At 51.0% G+C, this 19,627-nt stretch carries 18 protein-coding genes and 1 other RNA gene; 7 read left to right on the forward strand and 12 right to left on the reverse strand.

Translation table 11 applies throughout. The annotated features are described in order from the left end of the window. Positions 1–72: 72 nt before the first annotated feature. A complete protein-coding gene (norV, locus tag AC0IXI_RS18550; RefSeq protein ID WP_471682920.1) occupies positions 73–1,512 on the forward strand; it encodes an anaerobic nitric oxide reductase flavorubredoxin in 1,440 nt (479 codons plus the stop codon). After that, positions 1,509–2,642 (forward strand): NADH:flavorubredoxin reductase NorW, encoded by a 1,134-nt coding sequence (gene norW / locus AC0IXI_RS18555; RefSeq protein WP_064516675.1) that lies wholly within the window; start codon positions 1,509–1,511, stop codon positions 2,640–2,642. Before norV ends, norW begins: the two co-directional genes overlap by 4 nt. 53 nt (positions 2,643–2,695) lie before the next feature. On the opposite strand, the gene AC0IXI_RS18560 is transcribed toward norW, so the two are convergent. The 3 genes from AC0IXI_RS18560 to yczE form a co-directional block, all read right to left on the reverse strand. After that, complete coding sequence (locus AC0IXI_RS18560) at positions 2,696–3,049, reverse strand: DUF1428 domain-containing protein (protein WP_064516673.1); 354 nt, start codon at positions 3,047–3,049, stop codon at positions 2,696–2,698. Positions 3,050–3,145: 96 nt separating this feature from the next. Then, positions 3,146–3,964 carry a GNAT family N-acetyltransferase gene (locus AC0IXI_RS18565; RefSeq protein ID WP_471682921.1) on the reverse strand — a complete coding sequence of 273 codons (819 nt, stop codon included), beginning with the start codon at positions 3,962–3,964 and terminating at the stop codon, positions 3,146–3,148. Positions 3,965–3,998: 34 nt separating this feature from the next. Next, positions 3,999–4,613, reverse strand: coding sequence for a membrane protein YczE (gene yczE / locus AC0IXI_RS18570; RefSeq protein ID WP_471683251.1), 615 nt, complete (start codon positions 4,611–4,613; stop codon positions 3,999–4,001). Between the two features lie 90 nt (positions 4,614–4,703). Between yczE and yczR the strand changes: the two genes are divergently transcribed. Continuing rightward, positions 4,704–6,134 (forward strand): MocR-like transcription factor YczR, encoded by a 1,431-nt coding sequence (gene yczR, locus AC0IXI_RS18575; protein ID WP_471682922.1) that lies wholly within the window; start codon positions 4,704–4,706, stop codon positions 6,132–6,134. A gap of 59 nt (positions 6,135–6,193) precedes the next feature. Here yczR and AC0IXI_RS18580 read toward each other — a convergent pair whose 3' ends face one another. Then, on the reverse strand, positions 6,194–6,832 hold the full coding sequence (locus tag AC0IXI_RS18580) for a helix-turn-helix domain-containing protein (protein WP_424221954.1): 639 nt from the start codon (positions 6,830–6,832) through the stop codon (positions 6,194–6,196). Between the two features lie 233 nt (positions 6,833–7,065). On the opposite strand from AC0IXI_RS18580, the gene AC0IXI_RS18585 reads away from it, so the two are divergent. Next, positions 7,066–9,042, forward strand: coding sequence for an alkyl/aryl-sulfatase (locus AC0IXI_RS18585; protein ID WP_471682923.1), 1,977 nt, complete (start codon positions 7,066–7,068; stop codon positions 9,040–9,042). Between the two features lie 148 nt (positions 9,043–9,190). On the opposite strand, the gene ffs is transcribed toward AC0IXI_RS18585, so the two are convergent. Continuing rightward, positions 9,191–9,287, reverse strand: an RNA gene (gene ffs / locus AC0IXI_RS18590) — signal recognition particle sRNA small type. A 171-nt stretch (positions 9,288–9,458) separates the two neighbouring features. Between ffs and AC0IXI_RS18595 the strand changes: the two genes are divergently transcribed. Continuing rightward, complete coding sequence (locus tag AC0IXI_RS18595; RefSeq protein ID WP_064516663.1) at positions 9,459–9,767, forward strand: MGMT family protein; 309 nt, start codon at positions 9,459–9,461, stop codon at positions 9,765–9,767. 34 nt (positions 9,768–9,801) lie between these two features. Here AC0IXI_RS18595 and AC0IXI_RS18600 read toward each other — a convergent pair whose 3' ends face one another. Further along, positions 9,802–10,377, reverse strand: coding sequence for a YbaY family lipoprotein (locus AC0IXI_RS18600; protein ID WP_064516661.1), 576 nt, complete (start codon positions 10,375–10,377; stop codon positions 9,802–9,804). A gap of 214 nt (positions 10,378–10,591) precedes the next feature. Here AC0IXI_RS18600 and tesB point away from each other — a divergent pair, with 214 nt between their 5' ends. Further along, positions 10,592–11,452 (forward strand): acyl-CoA thioesterase II, encoded by an 861-nt coding sequence (tesB, locus tag AC0IXI_RS18605; RefSeq protein WP_471682924.1) that lies wholly within the window; start codon positions 10,592–10,594, stop codon positions 11,450–11,452. Positions 11,453–11,561: 109 nt separating this feature from the next. Here tesB and amtB read toward each other — a convergent pair whose 3' ends face one another. The 5 genes from amtB to AC0IXI_RS18630 all read right to left on the reverse strand — a co-directional run bounded on the left by amtB (position 11,562) and on the right by AC0IXI_RS18630 (position 17,549). Next, complete coding sequence (gene amtB / locus AC0IXI_RS18610; RefSeq protein WP_064516657.1) at positions 11,562–12,848, reverse strand: ammonium transporter AmtB; 1,287 nt, start codon at positions 12,846–12,848, stop codon at positions 11,562–11,564. A 31-nt stretch (positions 12,849–12,879) separates the two neighbouring features. After that, positions 12,880–13,218 carry a P-II family nitrogen regulator gene (gene glnK, locus AC0IXI_RS18615; protein WP_034458018.1) on the reverse strand — a complete coding sequence of 113 codons (339 nt, stop codon included), beginning with the start codon at positions 13,216–13,218 and terminating at the stop codon, positions 12,880–12,882. 253 nt (positions 13,219–13,471) lie between these two features. Beyond that, complete coding sequence (locus tag AC0IXI_RS18620) at positions 13,472–15,250, reverse strand: SmdB family multidrug efflux ABC transporter permease/ATP-binding protein (protein ID WP_471682925.1); 1,779 nt, start codon at positions 15,248–15,250, stop codon at positions 13,472–13,474. Beyond that, complete coding sequence (locus AC0IXI_RS18625) at positions 15,243–17,021, reverse strand: SmdA family multidrug ABC transporter permease/ATP-binding protein (RefSeq protein WP_064516652.1); 1,779 nt, start codon at positions 17,019–17,021, stop codon at positions 15,243–15,245. The genes AC0IXI_RS18620 and AC0IXI_RS18625 overlap by 8 nt, the downstream gene beginning before the upstream one ends. Before the next feature lie 66 nt (positions 17,022–17,087). Next, complete coding sequence (locus tag AC0IXI_RS18630; protein ID WP_064516763.1) at positions 17,088–17,549, reverse strand: Lrp/AsnC family transcriptional regulator; 462 nt, start codon at positions 17,547–17,549, stop codon at positions 17,088–17,090. A gap of 114 nt (positions 17,550–17,663) precedes the next feature. Here AC0IXI_RS18630 and AC0IXI_RS18635 point away from each other — a divergent pair, with 114 nt between their 5' ends. Beyond that, a complete protein-coding gene (locus AC0IXI_RS18635; protein ID WP_134184030.1) occupies positions 17,664–18,713 on the forward strand; it encodes a PLP-dependent cysteine synthase family protein in 1,050 nt (349 codons plus the stop codon). 42 nt (positions 18,714–18,755) lie between these two features. On the opposite strand, the gene cof is transcribed toward AC0IXI_RS18635, so the two are convergent. Further along, on the reverse strand, positions 18,756–19,577 hold the full coding sequence (cof, locus tag AC0IXI_RS18640) for an HMP-PP phosphatase (RefSeq protein ID WP_422567997.1): 822 nt from the start codon (positions 19,575–19,577) through the stop codon (positions 18,756–18,758). Positions 19,578–19,627: the final 50 nt, after the last annotated feature.

Raw genomic sequence — 19,627 nt, forward strand, 5'->3', positions numbered from 1 at the left:
AAAAGTTGGCACGCCATTTGTAATAACTCAAATACGAGCACCGTTTTTTCATTCTTTTTGAGGTACTGACAAATGGCAATTCAGGTTAAAAACAACATTCAATGGGTTGGTCAACGTGACTGGGAAGTGCGTGATTTTCACGGCACCGAATACAAAACGCTGAAAGGCAGTAGCTACAACAGCTATCTGATCCGTGAAGAGAAAACGGTACTCATCGACACTGTTGACCATAAATTCAGCCGTGAGTTTGTGCAGAACCTGGCTGCCGAAATTGACCTGAATAGCCTCGATTACATCATCATCAATCACGCTGAAGAAGACCATGCGGGCGCGCTGACGGAATTGATGTCACGCATTCCCAACACACCGATTTACTGTACCGCCAACGGCGTGGACTCCATCAACGGCCACCACCATCACCCGGAGTGGAATTTCCACGTAGTGAAAACTGGCGATAGCCTGGACATCGGCAACGGCAAGCAACTGATTTTCGTTGAAACACCTATGCTGCACTGGCCTGACAGCATGATGACTTACATGACCGGTGACGCAGTGCTATTTAGTAACGATGCTTTTGGCCAACACTATTGTGATGAGCATCTGTTTAACGATGAAGTCGATCAGGCCGAGCTATTTGAACAATGCCAGCGCTACTACGCCAACATTCTGACCCCGTTTAGCCGCCTGGTCACTCCCAAAATCACCGAAATTCTCGGCTTCAATCTGCCGGTAGATATGATTGCGACGTCTCACGGTGTGGTATGGCGCGATAACCCAACACAAATCGTGGAGTTGTACTTAAAGTGGGCGGCTGATTATCAAGAAGATCGCATCACGATTTTCTACGACACCATGTCCAACAACACCCGTATGATGGCGGATGCTATTGCCCAAGGGATCAACGAAGTCGATCCGCGCGTGGCGGTGAAAATTTTCAACGTTGCCCGCCATGATAAAAACGAGATCCTCACTAATGTGTTCCGCTCCAAGGGAGTGCTGGCAGGAACATCCACGATGAATAACGTGATGATGCCGAAAATTGCAGGCCTGGTTGAGGAGATGACCGGCCTGCGTTTTCGTAATAAACGCGCCAGCGCATTCGGTTCCCATGGCTGGAGTGGCGGTGCAGTAGACCGACTCTCTACCCGCTTGCAGGATGCCGGTTTTGAAATGTCACTAAGCCTAAAAGCGAAATGGCGCCCGGATATCGATGCGCTCGCAATCTGTCGTGAACACGGTCGCGAAATTGCCCGCCAGTGGGCGTTAACGCCGCTCGCTTCTGCGCCCTTTGTAGCACCGCAAGAAAGCATGGTTGAAAAGCCAGCCTGCGCCGATTTAGGCCCACAAATGCAATGCAGTGTTTGTCAGTGGATTTACGACCCACAAACCGGCGAACCGATGCAGGATGTCGCGCCAGGAACGCCGTGGAGCGAAGTGCCGGACAGCTTCCTGTGCCCTGAATGCTCGCTTGGGAAAGACGTATTTGATGTGCTGGCAACGGAGGCAAAATGAAGCATGGCATTGTGATTATCGGTTCGGGCTTTGCCGCCCGCCAGCTGGTGAAAAATATCCGCAAACATGACGCGCAGGTACCTGTGCGCATGATTGCCGCCGACAGCATGGACGAATACAACAAGCCCGATCTCAGCCATGTTATCAGCCTGAATCAGCGAGCTTGCGACCTCACGCGGCAACATGCCGGTGAATTTGCTGAACAGTTTGACCTGACGCTAAACGCCAACAGTTGGGTGTCAGGTATCGACACTCGCGAACGCCTGGTGAAATGCGGTGACCAGCAATGGCAGTACGACAAACTGGTGCTGGCAACGGGTTCCCGCGCCCTCCTGCCGCCAATTGAAGGCAAAGAGCTGATGCTGACGCTCAACAGCCAGCAGGAATATCTGGCCTGTGAATCAACGCTGCGCGAGGCTAAACGCGTGATGATTCTGGGCGGCGGTTTGATTGGCACCGAACTGGCGATGGATTTTTGCCGCGCTGGGAAGCAGGTGATTCTGGTGGATAACGCCGCCAGCCTGCTCGCCTCGTTGATGCCTGCGGAGGTTAGCAGCCGTTTGCAGCAGCGCCTGAACCAAATGGGCGTCGAACTGTTGTTTAATCAGCGGCTTGAATCACTCAGCCAAACACCACAGGGAATTCATGCGGCATTGAGCAACGGGCGAATAGTCACCGTGGATGCCGTGGTAGCGGCGATTGGCCTGCGTCCAAACGTCGACCTGGCGCAGCACGCCGGGCTGGCGGTAAACCGTGGGATTCAGGTGAACCGCCAGTTGCAGACATCTGACGCGAATATTTATGCCCTCGGTGATTGCGCGGAAATCGACGGCAAAGTGCTGCCGTTCCTGCAACCGATTCAGTTCAGCGCCATGACGCTTGCCAAAAATCTGCTGGGAGCCGCCGACGGCCTGAATCTCCCCGCGATGCTGGTAAAAGTGAAAACGCCGGAGTTGCCGCTACATCTGGCGGGTGAAACGCAACGCCATGATTTGGCCTGGCAAATCAGCACCGAGCAGCAGGGTCTGATTGCCAAAGGCTATGACGAAGCACAGCAGTTACGGGCGTTTATTGTCAGCGAAGCGCACATGAAAATGGCGTTTGGATTGTTACGGGAATTGCAGGTTTAGCGGATGTTCATGCGGGTGGCGCTAGATATGATGTCAGCGCCGCCCGCGTGACGTTACTCGTCAAGAATTGGCGCAAAGCCACCATAGATCATACGTTTGCCATCAAATGGCATCGACTCGCCAAACTCTTTCATCCTTGGGTCAGACATCATCCTGGCATTGGCGGCATCCCGCACTTCTTTTGATGGATACTCAATCCAGCTAAACACCACTTCTTCGCTCTCTTCGGCTTTCACCGCCATGCGAAAATCAGTGAGTTTACCGTCAGGCACATCATCAGCCCAACACTCCACGACGCGTAGCGCGCCAAACTCTTTAAATAACGGTGCCGCTTTTGCGGCTAACTGCTTATACGCTTCTTTATTGGCTGCGGGAACCGCAACAACGAAACCATCAACATAACTCATTGTGAACCTCCACGGTGTGGGGAATACGGGTAGATAATTTCCACCCGTGATGATTACGATTGATAAGTTTAGTCGTTAAGAATGAACACTACCTGTTCATAATTTGAGCAGCATCTCATATTGGGTAATGGGATCCTGACGGTAGCCACTGCTCAGATAAAGCGGTGCCAGTTGCTCAGGAATAGCTGTTGCGGTGAATAATCCTGGGAAACGTTCACGTAATAGCGTAAGCAATTTTTTCGCCTGCCCTTTGCCACGTGCCATCGGGTCAACATAGAGCATCCGTAATCTGGGCTTAGGGGTTGTGGCAACCATTGCGTATGCAATGTCATTGAGAACGAATGCCTTGCCCGGTAATTTATATAGCGTTTCAGGTGCGCTTAACCACGGCAGATTCAGGCTTTCGTCCATCATCATTTTTTTCGCCATCACTAGCGGGTCGATTTCCTGCAATTCGCCGGTTTCTGTAAACTGCGGCGACTGAATGGTATCAAACCCGACCAATGTCTGCTGGCGAACAAACCCCATACGTTCATACAGTGACACTCCACTCTCGTTGCCAACAATAACTTCCAGCCAAAAGTTACGGTCACCACGCGCTCGCGCACCATCAATTAGCTCCTGCATGAACTGTTTGCCAAATCCCTGCCCACGCAATTCAGGACGAATCGCGAATGCAGCAAGGCGACAGCTCTGCCCACGGCGCGTGATGAGCGCCAGCGCTTTTGGCTCACCATTTTGCGTCCAGACTCGGCTGTCATTGAGACTGAGATCTTCAGCGCTAAAACGTGAAGCAAAAGTTTCACCATCAATATTGAAAGGGACCAGATACCCTTCAAAACAGTGGGAAAGAATTTCAGCCAACTGATGGCTATTCCAGTGCGCCGCCGCGTTGCTGATTACCTTGCTATTCATCGCTACCTCATCCAATGGGGGTTTGGCTTCAACATTAGGGTGCGACGGTCGGTTCAACCAGGTTTTTTTGTGCTCTGGATGCAATACGGAACCATGGTAAACAGAGTTGGATAAGCGGGCCGATTGCCAGCGCGTACAACACCGTACCCACGCCAAATGTGCCTCCCATCAGCCAACCGGCCAGTAAAACCGTCAACTCAATCGCTGTTCGCACACTACGCACAGACCAGCCAGTACGGGCATTGATTCCAGTCATCAAGCCATCACGCGGGCCAGAGCCAAAACCCGCGCCGATGTACATTCCGGTCGCGATGGCATTCACCAAAATAGCGGCAAAGAGCAAGATGCTTCGTGCCACCAATGACTCAATCGGCGGCATTAATGCTAATGCCGCATCTGCGGCAAGCCCCAAAACAATCACGTTGCTTATCGTGCCCAATCCCGGTTTCTGCCGCAGCGGAATCCACAGCAACAACACCAATGCCCCGACACCTATCATCACCATGCCAATGTTGAGGGAGAAGATTTGGGCCACTCCTAAGTGGAATACGTTCCAGGGGTCAGCACCTAAATTGGCACGGACGAACATAGCCGTGGACACACCGTACAGCACCAGCCCGATGTAAAGTTGCAGCAAGCGACGAGCGATCATTATCTTCACCTCAGAGATCTTTTGTGGCTTTACTATTATGGAAAATGGTTACTATATTAAGGTCCAGTTAATACAAAGTGGATTGCTATGGTACAGCGCAGAACGGGCTCATCATCACTGGTGAAATTGCTGGGAAACTGGCATCAGGATTTACCACGTACCCCGGTTTATCGGCAACTGGCAGATGGGCTGCGGTTATTGATTCTGGATGGACGACTGCCACTTGATGGCCGCCTACCAGGGGAGCGTGAGCTGGCAACGGCCCTGGGAATTAGCCGAACTACAGTGGCAACTGCGCTGGCACAACTACGTGATGAGGGATATTTGGCAAGCCGCCAGGGTTCAGGTTCCGTCACTATGTTGCCAGAAGGCACGCAAACCGTTTCGCCATTACCTGGGCGTGCCACCACACTGGATCTTTCGACCGCAGCACTGTCTGCCGGGCCGGAAATTCATCAAGCTTATGCTAATGCATTGATTGCATTACCAGAACACTTGGGTAGCACTGGGTACAACCAACAAGGCTTGCCTGAATTACGTCATGTCATTGCACAACGCTATGCCGATCGCGGGCTGCCAACGGATGCCGATCAGATTATGATAGTGAATGGTGCGCTAAGTGGTTTTGGCCTGGTTTTACGCCTGCTAACTGGCCCAGGCGACCGCGTAGTTCTTGATCACCCCACCTACCCCATGGCACTCACAGCAATAAAAGGCGCTTCATGCCACGCCGTTCCCGTAAGCCTGACTGAATATGGCTGGGATACTGATGGGTTAGCCGCAACCATTGCGCAAACATCACCCCGACTCGCCTATTTGCTGGCTGATTTTCATAACCCAACCGGGCACTGCATGGATGTTGCAACGCGTTCAGCCATAGCTGATATCGCTGCAAGGACACGTACCACCATTGTGGTCGATGAAACCATGGTAGACCTGTGGTATGACAATCCACCACCGCCTCCATTGGCCGCTTTCGACGCGTCAGATCGGATCATCACGCTGGGGTCTGCCGGGAAAAGTTTCTGGGGAGGCTTGCGATTGGGTTGGATTCGCGCCAGCTCTCGCACCATAGCCTCACTGATCCAAATTCGCGATTCGTTAGATTTGGGCTCGCCAATACTCGAACAGCTAGCCGCCATCAATCTGTTTAATGAGGCCGAAAACTTCCAGCCGCAACGCCGCGAAATGCTACGCCAGCAACGTGATGCCTGTGCGGAGGTCGTTAAAGAATTATTCCCGGACTGGAAAATGACGGTAATACCGCAAGGCGGTTTATCCTGGTGGATTGAACTGCCTAAACCACTGGCTACGGTTTTTGCGGCCAGCGCTGAGGGTATCGGTATCCGGATTGGCGCAGGGCCACGTTTTGGCGTTGAAGGTGCGTTTGAGCGTTATTTACGGCTACCGTTCACGCTGGAGACTACGCAAATGCGAGCCGCTCTCGAAAGGTTAAAACCGCTTTGGGATAATATGGCGCAGACTAGAAATGAGAATTTGAAAAGATCTGTTGTTTAATTTTTCAAATTAACGGTTCACATTACTAAAATGTGAACCTTTTTCCCTTTAAAAGATGATTAATAACCATCCGGCAAATCCTTATCAATGGATATCAGCTTGCCACCTTTCATCGTGATATATCCACCTTCTTTTAAATCGGCCAACACTCGGAATACATGAGTACGGGATAACTTAGTGCGACTTATAATAAAACTTGCCAAACCTTCGGTTTCATTTGGAAAAGCGAGGGAACGGTAGAGATAACGGTAAAGCATAGGTTTAATGGTTTGGTAGCTGGTCAGTTGTTTTCTTTCCGCATGCAGATCAAGTGAAAAAATAGTCATAAAAATCAAAATACTTGAGAGAGCCTGCATGCTCTCAGCGTTCTGAAAGAAAATCTCATCAAATTTCTCATAAGAGATTTCAACGACTTTCACGGACGTCATGCACTTATATTCAAAAATCAACATTGGGCAATACCGCTCCATCAAACCAATGGGCATATAGTCAATGGCATTACCAATAGTGAGTTCGCTTTCTGCATGTAAAATGGCCACTGAGCCTTCAACAGGAACGTAAATAAAGCCGGGCGTTATGGCTAATTCATCTGTCGCGGCAAAAATGAGCTCTTTGCCATTGCTGCGGACACCATTAACCTGACTCTCTATATCCAGAGATTTATAACAACGATGAATACTTTCAAAACTGGCGCTCATAACACATCCAACATATATCATCAATTGTTATAGTGTAGCGCTATCAATAGAAAATGTCTGTACTAAATGAAGAGAGTAATTTCGTCAATATATCAAAAAAATCCTAGTCCCATATGGCACTACTTCCAGGTTAATTCATCCATTAAAATTGCCTGTGTTAATCCACAGGTTATTTAAATTATCGAAAAATATCTTCTATCTTTTAGAGTTTATTAATTTCTGAGGTTGAATTAATGAGATTGAATCTAATAGCCAAAAGCCTGATTGCTGCGGGGTTACTGACGACACTGTCAGTTAACGCAGCAACTCCAGCGCCCACTAACGATGCAACATCTGCAACAAAACAAGCCAATGAAGCGCTTTATCAGCAGCTCCCGTTCTCTGATCACACCGATTTCGTGAATGCTCATAAAGGCATTATCGCTGCACTGCCGCAGGATGTGATAAAGGGCGAGCAAGGCAATGTTATCTGGAATCCACAGCAATACGCCTTTATTAAAGAGGGTGACAAAGCGCCAGCGACGGTTAATCCAAGCCTGTGGCGTCAGTCCCAGTTGATTAATATCAGCGGTCTGTTTGAAGTGACCGACGGTGTTTATCAGATTCGTAATCTCGACCTTTCTAATATGACCATCATTGAAGGTAAAACCGGGATTACCGTTGTCGACCCACTGGTTTCTGCTGAAACCGCGAAAGCCGGTTTGGAACTGTATTACAAAAATCGCGGCAAAAAACCTGTTGTGGCGGTGATTTTCACCCACAGCCACGTTGACCACTACGGCGGCGTGCGCGGTGTGGTTGATGAAGCCGATGTCAAAGCGGGCAAAGTGAAACTGTATGCTCCGCAAGGCTTTATGGGCTCTGCCGTCGACGAAAACATTATGGCGGGTAACGCCATGAGCCGCCGCGCAAGTTACATGTACGGCAACTTGCTACCTGCCAATTCTAAAGGCCAGGTGGGCGCGGGTCTGGGCACCACGACCTCTGCGGGTACAGTGACATTGTTGGCTCCAACCAACTACATCACGCATACCGGACAGGAAGAAGTGATCGATGGCCTGACTTACGACTTTATGATGGCTCCGGGTTCTGAAGCGCCGTCGGAAATGCTGTGGTACGTCAAAGAGAAGAAAATGATCGAAGCAGCGGAGGATGTCACTCACACGCTGCATAACACCTATTCTCTGCGCGGCGCGAAAATCCGTGATCCACTGGCATGGTCGAAATACATTAATGCCGCGATTGACCGCTGGGGCAGCGATGCCGAAATTATTATCGCCCAGCACCACTGGCCGACCTGGGGTCAGAATAACGTCGTCAACCTGATGAAAGGCCAGCGCGATATGTATCGTTTCATCAACGATCAGACGTTGCGCATGGCAAACGAAGGTCTGACGCGCGATGAAATCGCCGCGAACTTCAAACTGCCACCGAAACTGGCGAAAACCTGGGCAAGTCGAGGTTATTACGGTTCGGTCAGTCACGATGTGAAAGCCACCTACGTGTTCTATCTCGGCTGGTTCGATGGCAACCCGGCAACCCTGGATGAACTGCCGCCGGAAGAATCCGCGAAAAAATTCGTTGAATACATGGGCGGTGCGGACAGCATTCTGCAAAAAGCGAAATCTGATTACAGCCAGGGAAATTACCGTTGGGTGGCCCAGGTCGTGAGCAAAGTGGTATTTGCTGATCCAACCAACAAAGCGGCCCGCAACCTGGAAGCCGATGCGCTGGAACAGATGGGGTATCAGGCGGAATCCGGCCCATGGCGTAACTTCTATCTGACAGGCGCGCAGGAATTGCGTAATGGCGTGATTAAAGGCCCTACGCCAAATACCGCCAGCCCGGATACCGTTCGTGCGATGACGCCAGAAATGTTCTTCGATTACATGGCTGTTCATGTCAACGGTGAGAAAGCGGCGAATGCCCACGCGGTGCTGAACTTCGACTTTGGCAACCAGGGCGGTAAATACAAGCTGGAACTGGAAAACGGAGTGCTTAACCACACGCCAAATTCAGAAGCCAGCAACGCTGACGCAACGATTAATCTTTCCCGCGATACGCTCAACCGTATTATTTTGAAAGAAGAAACATTGCAGCAGGCGAAAGACAAAGGTGACGTAAAAATCACTGGTGATGCAGGCAAACTGGATGAGGTGCTTGGTTATATGGACAAGTTTAACTTCTGGTTCAACATCGTTACGCCATAAGCCATACACATAGATACGCTTTAACCCAGATGCTCTGTGACGCAAGTTGCAGGGCGTTTTTTGTTTTGTATTTTTTGAGTGTGAGCGAAGTAGAACAGAGAAAGGCATAAGCATGTTGAAGTTTACATGCGCCAGAATTGGGTGGGGGCCCTGCCAGCTACATCCCGGCACACACGTCATCTGCTGCGGCTGCTTCCTTCCGGACCTGACCGAATTCACAAATTAGTGTTGCGGGAGAACCAACAGGGCCCCCATTGAGAGCGCTAGTTACCTAACGCGCTGGCGCATTATCCATGTTGCCCTATGCAATTGCAAGCAAGGCGCGGTCAGGTGTTGCTTTCTTGCGCACCCGCTGTTTTTCTTCCCTGTTTGATAACCGCCGATTATCCTAAACCCTGGCTGTTTTGGAGTTTGCTATGGACAACGATTCATTCCCACACCGGGTTTACCAAATTATCGCCGCTATTCCGGAAGGGTTTGTCACAACGTACGGTGACGTAGCACGCCTGGCCGGATCACCACGTGCAGCAAGGCAAGTGGGAGGCGTACTCAAACGGTTACCCGAAGGTAGTAAACTGCCCTGGCACCGAGTGGTCAATCGTCATGGACAGATATCTCTGACTGGCCCGGATTTGCAACGCCAACGGCAAGCCCTGCTTTCAGAAGGCATTATGGTTTCTGGAGATGGGTATATAAATATGGAACGTTATCGCTGGAATTACTAAAGAGCGCCTCCGTAGAGGCGCTTAAACATCACAATCAGAACTGCGTTGGTGCAGGAACCGCTGAAGAAGGGTTAACCTGAGTCGGTGATGTTGAAGGCACTGTTGTTACCGCCCCGCCATTCGTCTGAACTGGAACCGCTGTTTGCTGAACAGGAACCAGTGTCAGATCCACTTTTGTCCCGCCCTGATTAACAGCCGGTTGAATGGTATCGGTGATAAACATCAGTTTATCGTTCACGGTAATAGCCGCACTCAGGATAATGCGCGCGTTCGGCTGTATATCAGCCGGGTTATACGGCAGCACAAAACTGAATGGCGACTGTTTCCCTTCGGTACGCACCGCTTTTTGCGCTAACACTTTTGACGGAGCATCCGCCAAAGAGGCATCAGACAACGTAACAGTGAGTACCGCATCAGGCGGCAATGCAACTTTTTGACGAATCCAGACCGTACCGGAAACGTTAGGCTGTCTAATATCAGACTGCGCCGTTGCCGCTGCCGATGAGGTCGTTGCAGCAGGTGCAGGCGTTGGGATATCGGCACTTTTCTGCGCGCATCCCGCCATTGCAACAGCAATGGCTAAACCACTTAACGTGTGCACAAGTTTCATTGATTTGTTCTCCTTATTATCAATGCATCAGCAGGCCATAGGCCCACGAGTAATGAGTGGTTAAACATGCTTATCACGCTAAGTGTGGCACATATAACTGATTTTTGCCCAAAACCGAAACACATCATCAGGTCGGGCCACTACGTGGCGAATGTTGGAAACCTGTTATAATCAGGCCAATTGCACGATTTTAATTTTTTATTGAGGACACTTTATGAGTCAGGCGCTCAGCAATTTGTTGGCATTACTCAATCTGGAAAAGATTGAAGAAGGTATTTTTCGTGGCCAGAGCGAGGACTTAGGTTTACGTCAGGTGTTCGGTGGACAAGTCGTTGGCCAGGCGTTATATGCCGCTAAAGAAACCGTGCCGGTTGACCGTCTTGTGCACTCATTCCACAGTTACTTTTTGCGCCCAGGCGATAGCCAAAAACCGATTGTTTATGATGTGGAAACCCTGCGTGACGGCAATAGCTTCAGCGCCCGTCGTGTTGCAGCGATTCAGAATGGCAAACCTATTTTTTATATGACGGCCTCTTTCCAGGCACCGGAGCCAGGTTTTGAGCACCAAAAAACCATGCCTGCGGCCCCTGCCCCGGAAAACCTGAAATCAGAAACTGAAATTGCGATGGCGTTTGAAAAGCTGCTGCCGCAAACGCTCAAAGAGAAGTTTTTGTGTGAAAAGCCGCTAGAGATTCGCCCGGTGGTGTTCCATAACCCAATGCAGGGCCACGTTGCTGAACCTGTACGCCAGGTGTGGATGCGGGCTAATGGCCAAATGCCAGCCGATTTGCGCATCCACCAATCTTTGCTGGGTTACGCTTCTGATTTTAACTTCCTGCCGGTTGCCCTCCAGCCCCACGGCGTCGGTTTCCTGGAGCCGGGTATGCAGGTTGCCACAATCGATCACTCAATGTGGTTCCATCGTCCGTTCGATATGAATGACTGGTTACTGTATAGCGTGGAAAGTACGTCCGCTTCGAGCGCACGTGGATTTGTACGCGGTGAGTTTTATTCGCGCGATGGCGCTCTTGTGGCGTCAACGGTGCAGGAAGGCGTGATGCGCAAGCGCGGTTGAGATTGTGCGGGTTGGCGCTTCGCTTAACCGACTTACTGTTTTGCCGGGTTAATCCTGAAAGCATAAAAAAGCGGAGCCTGTGCTCCGCTTTTTTTATTTCATGTCTTACTTATGCGTTGTAAGCATTTTCGCCGTGGCTGTTCACGTCCAGACCTTCGCGCTCATGCTCTTCAGGTACACGCAGGCCCACAGTCAGGTCGGCAACTTTGAAGCCGATGAATGCAACTACCGCAGACCACAGAATCGTCACACCGATACTTTCTAACTGCACCAGCACTTGATGGCCCATAGTCACACCTTCTGCGTAACCCACACCGCCAAGGGATGGAGCGGCGAAGATACCCGTCATGATGCAACCAACGATACCGCACACGCCGTGGACCCCGAACACATCGCAAGGGTCATCTACACGCAGCCATTTTTTCAGCAGCGTCACGCCCCACAAGCCAGCCAGACCAGCAACGATACCGATAATCAATGCACCGCCGACACCAACATAACCACAGGCAGGAGTGATACCAACCAGACCTGCGATAGCACCGGAACATGCACCCAGCAAAGAAGGTTTGCCACGCAATGCCCACTCGCCAAATACCCAACCAAGAACCGCAGCTGCTGTTGCAACAACAGTATTCACAAAGGCCAATGCAGCAATTTCGTTAGCAGCACTTGCAGAGCCTGCGTTGAAGCCGAACCAACCGAAATAGAGAATTGCTGTACCGGTAAATACCATCGGCAGGTTATGCGGTTTGAATGCTTCTTTACCATAACCCACACGTTTGCCAATCAGATATGCACCCACCAGGCCTGCTACTGCGGCGTTGATGTGAACCACTGTACCGCCTGCAAAGTCCATCGCGCCGTGAGTGGCCAGCAAACCACCGCCCCATACCATATGTGCAATCGGCAGGTATGAAAGCGTCAGCCAAATTACGACAAAGATAAGCACAGCCGAGAAGCGAATACGTTCAGCCAGTGCGCCAACAATCAGGCCAACAGTGATACAGGCGAAGGAACCCTGGAACGCAACATGAATATATTGGTAGAAAGAACCAGTCAGCGCGGTGAGCTGGATGTTTTTGAGCATCACCCAATCGAAGTTACCGAAGAAACTCCCGCCGGCACCGAAGGTTAATGAGTAACCGTAAACCACCCAGAGTACACAAACCAGCGCAAACGTAACCGTAATCTGAGTCAGCATTGAGAGCACGTTTTTAGAGCGAATCAGGCCGCCGTAAAACAGTGCCAGCCCAGGAATTGTCATAAACAGCACCAATGCGGTGCTAATCATCATAAAGGCGTTGTCTGCTTTATCGACCACAGCCGGTGCCGCAAGAGCAATTGATGGCGCAAGTGCCAGGGCTACAACGCCTAAGATAGAGGCTAATTTTTTCATTTTTTCCATCCCTTCACGAGTGGCAAGACGATTACAATGCAGCTTCGTCGGCTTCGCCGGTACGAATGCGGACGACTCGTTGCAACTCAGCAACGAAAATTTTGCCATCGCCAATTTTGCCGGTGTAGGCAGCTTTGCTAATGACATCAATAACTTCATCGAGTTGATCATCGGCAATTGCCACATCAATTTTCACTTTAGGCAGGAAATTGACGCTGTACTCAGCACCGCGGTACAACTCTGCATGACCCTTTTGACGACCAAAGCCTTTCACTTCAGTCACGGTCAGCCCTTGAATACCGATTGAAGACAATGCTTCACGAACGTCTTCGAGTTTGAACGGTTTGATCACCACGGTAACCAGCTTCATAGATCCCCTCCAGTCAGAATTGGGTAATAGCCTCTGCGATACGAATTAGATAAAGCAAAGGTCATGCCACATTTGAAAAAGAGATAATTTCAGCGCGCTAAGCTGCGCCAAATGGGGATTTTCAGGAGAGAAATTACGATGACTGGGATTAAGAAAGTTCTTAGAGAATAAAAACGCACCATTTTAGTGCATGGTGCGTTTCGCTTCTGCACCAATGGGGATAACCATTGGCTTTATGCGTGATTTTGGTGCATTACGCGGTTTCGGGTTCTTCGCGCGTGGCAGCGGCTAATTCTTCACCAGCCAGTTGTAGTTGGTACATCTGCCAGTAACGCCCTTGTGCAGCCAGCAATTCGCTATGTGTGCCACGCTCTACAGCCTGACCGCGGTGCAGTACCAGAATCGTGTCGGCATCGGTAATAGTCGATAAGCGGTGCGCGATAACGACCAACGTGGTGTGCTCACGGACAGCTGCCAGAGCTTGTTGGATTGCCTGCTCGGTGCCAGAGTCGATATTTGCGGTTGCTTCATCAAGGATCAGAATCTGCGGGGCATCCACCAGCACCCGAGCCAGCGCCAGTAGCTGTTTCTGGCCGACGGACAAATTATTCCCTTGCTCGCCCAGCCGTGTATGAATTCCATCAGCCATGGTTCGAGCAAGTTCCGCAAGCTGCACCGTCTCCAGCGCCTGCCAGACGGCATCTTCGCTGATGTCACGCCCAAGCGTAACGTTGGCAAAGAAAGAATCCGCCAACACCACCGGGTCTTGCTGAACCATTGCGACACCCTGGCGCAGCACGCTATGACTCAAGGTATCCAGCGGGCGACCATCCAGACGGATTTCACCGTTGGTGAGTGGGTAATAACCCATCAGCAAGTTAGCAAGAGTACTTTTCCCACTGCCCGTGTGCCCAACCAGGGCCACAAAACTGCGCGCAGGGACATCCAGATTAATGTCCTGCAATACCAGGCGATCGCCACGATAAGCAAAAGAGACGTTATCGACTTCGATATGGCCGCTCTCCAGCGGGCGCTTGTCGTTGCCGTAATCCTGGCGCTTGCCGTCCATTAGCTCGAATACACGCTCACCAGCAACCACCGCCTGTTGCAGCATGGATTGCTGGGTGGTGAGTTCGATTAACGGCTCGTTAAGTCGCCCAAGATAGTTGATAAATGCGTACAACACGCCAACTTCAATGGTGCCAACCGAGGTAAAACCAAACAGCATCAGCAAGCCACACAGCACCATTGCAGAGAACAGGCTCAGCAACGGGCGCAGTAAAAAGCCATCAAGACGCAGAGTCTGCATTCGCGCCATGTAGTGCGAACGGCTCGCGGCATTCATGCGTTCGCCAAAACGGGCCTGCTGGCGAAACTGCTGGATAACGCTCATGCCATTAATGACTTCGTTGAAGCCATCGTTGATATCAGCCAGATAACTACGCACGCGGCGCACAATCGGCGTGCTGTATCGCTGATAAATAAACATCACGATAATCACTGCCGGGAAGATGCAAATCGCCACCGTCGCCATACGCCAGTCGAGTGTAAACATCGCCACCAGCATCGCACCAATCAATGCCGCACTACGTAATACGGTGGCGACCACCGTCACGTAGAGATCGCGGATCACTTCGGTATCGTTGGTGACGCGAGATATCAACTGCCCAACGGGTTGGGTATCAAAAGTGCTTAATGGCTGACGTAGTGCAGCATCCATTACATCAGTACGTAATTTTTGCACTACGCCAACGGCTGCCTGGTTAAACAGCAATGCCTGCCAGTAGTGCAGGCCCGCAGCAGAAATCGACAGCAGCAAATACGCCGTCGCAAGCCCTGCCACGGCGGTAACCGGCAAGCGATGTTCAGAAACCATATTATCAATGAAGTAACTAACAAGAATCGGACCAGTCACTTCAGCCGCCGCCGCAATCCACAGCATCACAACCGCTCCTGCGAGCGGTTTACGCCACGGTGAACCATAAGCCAGTAGGCGTTTGATGGTTGGCCATTGCTGTATTGATTTACGCATTGGCAGGTTCCTCATCTGGCGTTGCTTCTGGCGCATCATCCAACGCCGCTTCCAATTGTTGATAGCGATACATATCGCGATACCAGCCAGGTTTACCCACCAGCGCATCGTGATTACCACGCTCCACCACCTGGCCGTGTTGCATTACCAGAATTTCACTGGCTTCGGTCAGCGCCGACAAACGGTGCGCGCTGATGATAACGGTGCGGTTTTCGCCCCACTGGCGCAGGTTATGGAGGATCTGGTATTCGGTGCGCCCATCGACCGCAGAAAGCGCGTCGTCAAGGATCAGGATCTCCGCATCGAGCAACAATGCACGGGCGATAGAAATACGTTGTTTCTGGCCGCCGGAAAGCATCACACCACGCTCGCCCACTTCGGTTTCATAGCCTTGTGGCAGACGTAAAATATCTTCATGCACACTTGCAAGCCTGGCGACATGTTCGATTTCTTCCTGTGTGGCACCCGGCTTACCCAGCGCAATATTGCTGGCAACCGTGTCAGAGAACAGGAATGGCGTCTGGTTTACTACGGCCAGACGGCTGCGCCAGGAGTCGAGTTGCATCTGCGCCAATGGGATCCCGTGGAAGCAAATCTCGCCCTGGTCGATGTCAAAATGGCGCTGGATAAGCGACAGAATGGTGCTTTTCCCTGCACCGGTTGGCCCACACAGGCCCAACATTTCACCCGGTTTCAGGGTAAACGAAACGTTCTCAAGAGTCGGTCGCGCAGTTTGCGGGTAGTGGAACGCCTGAATATTGGCTTCCACCGTGCCGCGCCCGGCAGGCGCTTCTAGCTCGCCATCTTTCACTGATGGCGCTTCCTCCAACATGCTGCGAATACGGCTGTACGCTGCGCTACCACGCTCAACAATGTTGAACATCCACGCCAGCGCCAGCATCGGCCAAATCATCAGGCCGAGGTACATCACAAAACTTGTCAGCTGCCCAAGTGTCAGCGTGCCCTGAATTACCATCCAACTGCCGCCGCCAATCGCAAGCAGGTTTGCAGTGCCGATAGTGATGTAAATAGTTGGGTCAAAACGCGCATCCACACGGGCGACTTTCATGTTCTTCGCACCAGCATCTTTGGCTTCAGCAGCAAACAGCGCAGACTGCCTGTCTTCGAGCCCGAATGCTTTGATCATGCGGATGCTGGACAGGCTTTCCTGGGTACGGTCATTCAGCGTGGAAAATGCAGCCTGTGCCAGTTTGAAACGCTGGTGTAGCTGGTCGCCGTAACGTTTGATGACCAGCGCCATAATCGGCATCGGCAGTAAGGCAAGCAGAGTCAATTCCCAGCTGATTTGCGTCGACATCACAATCAACACCGCGCAGCCCATCACGAGTGAGTCCACCAGCGTTAATACGCCCTCACCTGCGGCAAATACCACACGGTCAACATCGTTTGTTGCGCGCGCCATTAAATCACCGGTGCGGTGACGTAGGTAAAATTCGGGATGCTGACGGCTTAACTGGCGGTAGTAATCTTCGCGCAGTTCAACAGCCAACTGATAAGACGCCCCAAAAAGCAGCACGCGCCAGACATAGCGCAGCATGTAGACGATCACTGCGATGACCAGCATCACACCAATCCACATCAGCACGTCATTACCTGAGAGGCTCTGTTGGGTAACACCATCGACAATCACGCCCACCAGTTTTGGCGGCACAAGCTGCAAGATGGCAATAATAATAAGCAAGGCAACCGCCCCGAGATAGCGTCGCCACTCGCGGGTGAAGTACCAGCTTAATTGAGCAAATAATCGCACGCAGTCAGATTCCTGAGATATCGTCTGCCGATGCATGGCAGAAATTGAAGGCCGGGAGCGCGGGACTTAGCGCTCTAAAGGCAAAGCCGTGGTGTATTTTATCTGTTCCATGGCGAAACTCGAAGTCACATCGGTTAAACCTGGAATGCCGTTCACCAGCCGTTTGTAAAAATCATCGTACCGTTTCATGTCTTCTACCTGCACACGCATCAGGTAGTCGTACTCACCAGCCATACGCCAAAACCCCAACACTTCTGGCATTTCCGCAACGACCGAAACAAATTTGCAGTACCACTCACTACTGTGTTGTTGAGTTTTGATAAGCACAAAAGCCGTCAGCCCAAGGCCGAGTTTTTCCGGGTCTAGTAATGCTACTTTTGCCCGGATAACACCGTCGTCTTCAAGACGTTTCAGGCGCTTCCAGCAGGGTGTGGTGGTCAGATTAACGGCATCCGCGAGAGCCTGCAAAGAGAGGGTGCAGTCGTTTTGCAGCAAGGATAGCAGCTTACGGTCAATTTTATCTAACATGGCAGCATCCAGGAGAAAATTTTTCTCCATTGAATCGCCAATGAAGGCTAAAAGGCAACTTTTTTATCTTCTATTTGCATTACTCTAAGCACAAATAGACAAACGGACATCACCATGACCAGTACCTGGGTAAACCACGCGATTAGCGAAATTAACGCCGACTACCAACGCTCTGCCGACACACATTTGATTCGCCTGTCGCTACCTGGTTTTCCCGGTATTCAGCTCTACCTGAAAGATGAAAGCACACACCCAACGGGTAGCCTCAAGCATCGTCTTGCTCGCTCGCTGTTTCTATATGGTTTGTGTAACGGCTGGATCAAAGAAGGCACCACGATCATTGAAGCCTCTTCCGGTTCAACTGCGGTTTCTGAAGCCTATTTTGCCCGCCTGTTAGGGTTACCGTTTATTGCCGTCATGCCAGCCTGCACTGCAAAACGTAAAGTAGAACAAATTGAATTTTACGGTGGCCGCTGCCATTTCGTGGAAAGTGCGTGTGAAATTTACGCGGCTTCCGAAATACTGGAACGCGAGCTGAATGGCCATTATATGGACCAGTTCACGTACGCTGAACGTGCGACTGACTGGCGCGGTAACAACAATATTGCCGACAGTATTTTCCGCCAAATGGAACATGAGCCTCACCCGGTACCAGATTACATTGTAATGAGCGCAGGTACTGGCGGTACATCGGCGACCATCGGGCGTTACTTGCGCTACCAGGGCCATCCAACAAAATTGACCGTGGTCGACCCACAAAACTCAGTCTTTATGGATTACTGGCAGCAACGTGATTGCAGCCTACGCAGCTCCATTGGCAGCAAAATTGAAGGGATTGGCCGCCCACGCTGCGAACCGTCTTTTATCCCGGATGTAATTGACGAAATGATGCGTGTGCCAGATGCCGCAAGCATTGCCACCATGCAGTGGCTGGAAACGATTCTCGGCCGCAAAGTAGGCGCATCAACTGGCACCAATATGTGGGGCGTTCTGCAGTTGGCAGCTCGTATGCGCACTGAAGGCCGCTCGGGTTCAATTGTGACACTGCTTTGCGACAGCGGTGAACGCTACCTGGAAACTTATTACAACGCAGAGTGGGTGAAAACGAATATTGGTGATGTGTTGCCAGCCCGAGCGGAAATCGAAAAACTGCTTGAAAGATAAAGAAAAAAAGCCGGGCAAACGCCCGGCTGGCTTAATGCCTTATCATTCGGGGGAATAAGTGAGGTTTGGTGTATCCAGCCAATGCGTCAAATAATGCGAAACAGCCTGTTTATTGCAGTGACCAATAACAGGTAAATGCGGTAAATCTTCTTTCAGTTGCGCCATCGCGTTGCCCATGATCAAACCATGACCCACGCTTGAGAGCATTTCGCGGTCGTTCATCGCGTCGCCAAACGCCATGCAATCTTTCATCGTTAAACCAAGGTGCTGGCTCAACACATTCAGCGCAGAACCTTTGTTACAGCCAACGGGTAACACTTCCAGGCAATCTACTGCCGAGAAACATAAAAATGCTTGCCCGCCCAAAGCCTCATCCAACTGAACTTTCAAACGAACAAGATCGTCGTGAGGGGCGCAGAAACAAATTTTGGTGACTTCATCGGAGGGAATGCGTTTGACATCGACAATTTTCGGGCTAAAACCGCTATAAACGTGAGCATTCAGCATTTTGCCGACTTCATATTGGGTCAGCCAACCGGTGTCATTAAACACATGCAGACTCGCCTGAGTATCCCACTGCCCGTGGATAACCATTTCCGCCGCCTCAGGAGATAGATCCTGGCGATGTAGAAGATCACCCTGCGTTGAGTGAATACGCGTGCCATTGCCGGTAATCAAAAACGCTTCAAGGGAGAGTTTGCTCAGCACATGACGCATTTCCAGCACATGGCGGCCAGTGGCAAACGCGAGGGTTATCTGGCGTTCATCCCGCAGACGGTTAAGGGTACGTACGGTTTCTTCACCCAAAAGATGATTGGGCATTAACAGCGTACCATCCATATCAAATGCAGCCAGACGAGCCATGTTTACTCCGATTTGTGACAACTAAAACACTGAAGGCAGTATCACCTGGC

The organism is Buttiauxella sp. AC038, assembly GCF_979253565.1.

What these genes read in the sequence shown, in the direction of transcription:
- amtB (WP_064516657.1), bottom strand. Translation starts at nt 12,848, where the DNA reads ATGAAAAAATTAGCCTCTATCTTAGGCGTTGTAGCCCTGGCACTTGCG.
- AC0IXI_RS18600 (WP_064516661.1), bottom strand. Translation starts at nt 10,377, where the DNA reads ATGAAACTTGTGCACACGTTAAGTGGTTTAGCCATTGCTGTTGCAATG.
- AC0IXI_RS18565 (WP_471682921.1), bottom strand. Translation starts at nt 3,964, where the DNA reads ATGAATAGCAAGGTAATCAGCAACGCGGCGGCGCACTGGAATAGCCAT.
- yczR (WP_471682922.1), top strand. Translation starts at nt 4,704, where the DNA reads ATGGTACAGCGCAGAACGGGCTCATCATCACTGGTGAAATTGCTGGGA.
- AC0IXI_RS18585 (WP_471682923.1), top strand. Translation starts at nt 7,066, where the DNA reads ATGAGATTGAATCTAATAGCCAAAAGCCTGATTGCTGCGGGGTTACTG.
- AC0IXI_RS18595 (WP_064516663.1), top strand. Translation starts at nt 9,459, where the DNA reads ATGGACAACGATTCATTCCCACACCGGGTTTACCAAATTATCGCCGCT.
- norV (WP_471682920.1), top strand. Translation starts at nt 73, where the DNA reads ATGGCAATTCAGGTTAAAAACAACATTCAATGGGTTGGTCAACGTGAC.
- tesB (WP_471682924.1), top strand. Translation starts at nt 10,592, where the DNA reads ATGAGTCAGGCGCTCAGCAATTTGTTGGCATTACTCAATCTGGAAAAG.
- AC0IXI_RS18620 (WP_471682925.1), bottom strand. Translation starts at nt 15,250, where the DNA reads ATGCGTAAATCAATACAGCAATGGCCAACCATCAAACGCCTACTGGCT.
- norW (WP_064516675.1), top strand. Translation starts at nt 1,509, where the DNA reads ATGAAGCATGGCATTGTGATTATCGGTTCGGGCTTTGCCGCCCGCCAG.
- AC0IXI_RS18635 (WP_134184030.1), top strand. Translation starts at nt 17,664, where the DNA reads ATGACCAGTACCTGGGTAAACCACGCGATTAGCGAAATTAACGCCGAC.
- AC0IXI_RS18630 (WP_064516763.1), bottom strand. Translation starts at nt 17,549, where the DNA reads ATGTTAGATAAAATTGACCGTAAGCTGCTATCCTTGCTGCAAAACGAC.
- cof (WP_422567997.1), bottom strand. Translation starts at nt 19,577, where the DNA reads ATGGCTCGTCTGGCTGCATTTGATATGGATGGTACGCTGTTAATGCCC.
- glnK (WP_034458018.1), bottom strand. Translation starts at nt 13,218, where the DNA reads ATGAAGCTGGTTACCGTGGTGATCAAACCGTTCAAACTCGAAGACGTT.
- AC0IXI_RS18560 (WP_064516673.1), bottom strand. Translation starts at nt 3,049, where the DNA reads ATGAGTTATGTTGATGGTTTCGTTGTTGCGGTTCCCGCAGCCAATAAA.
- AC0IXI_RS18580 (WP_424221954.1), bottom strand. Translation starts at nt 6,832, where the DNA reads ATGAGCGCCAGTTTTGAAAGTATTCATCGTTGTTATAAATCTCTGGAT.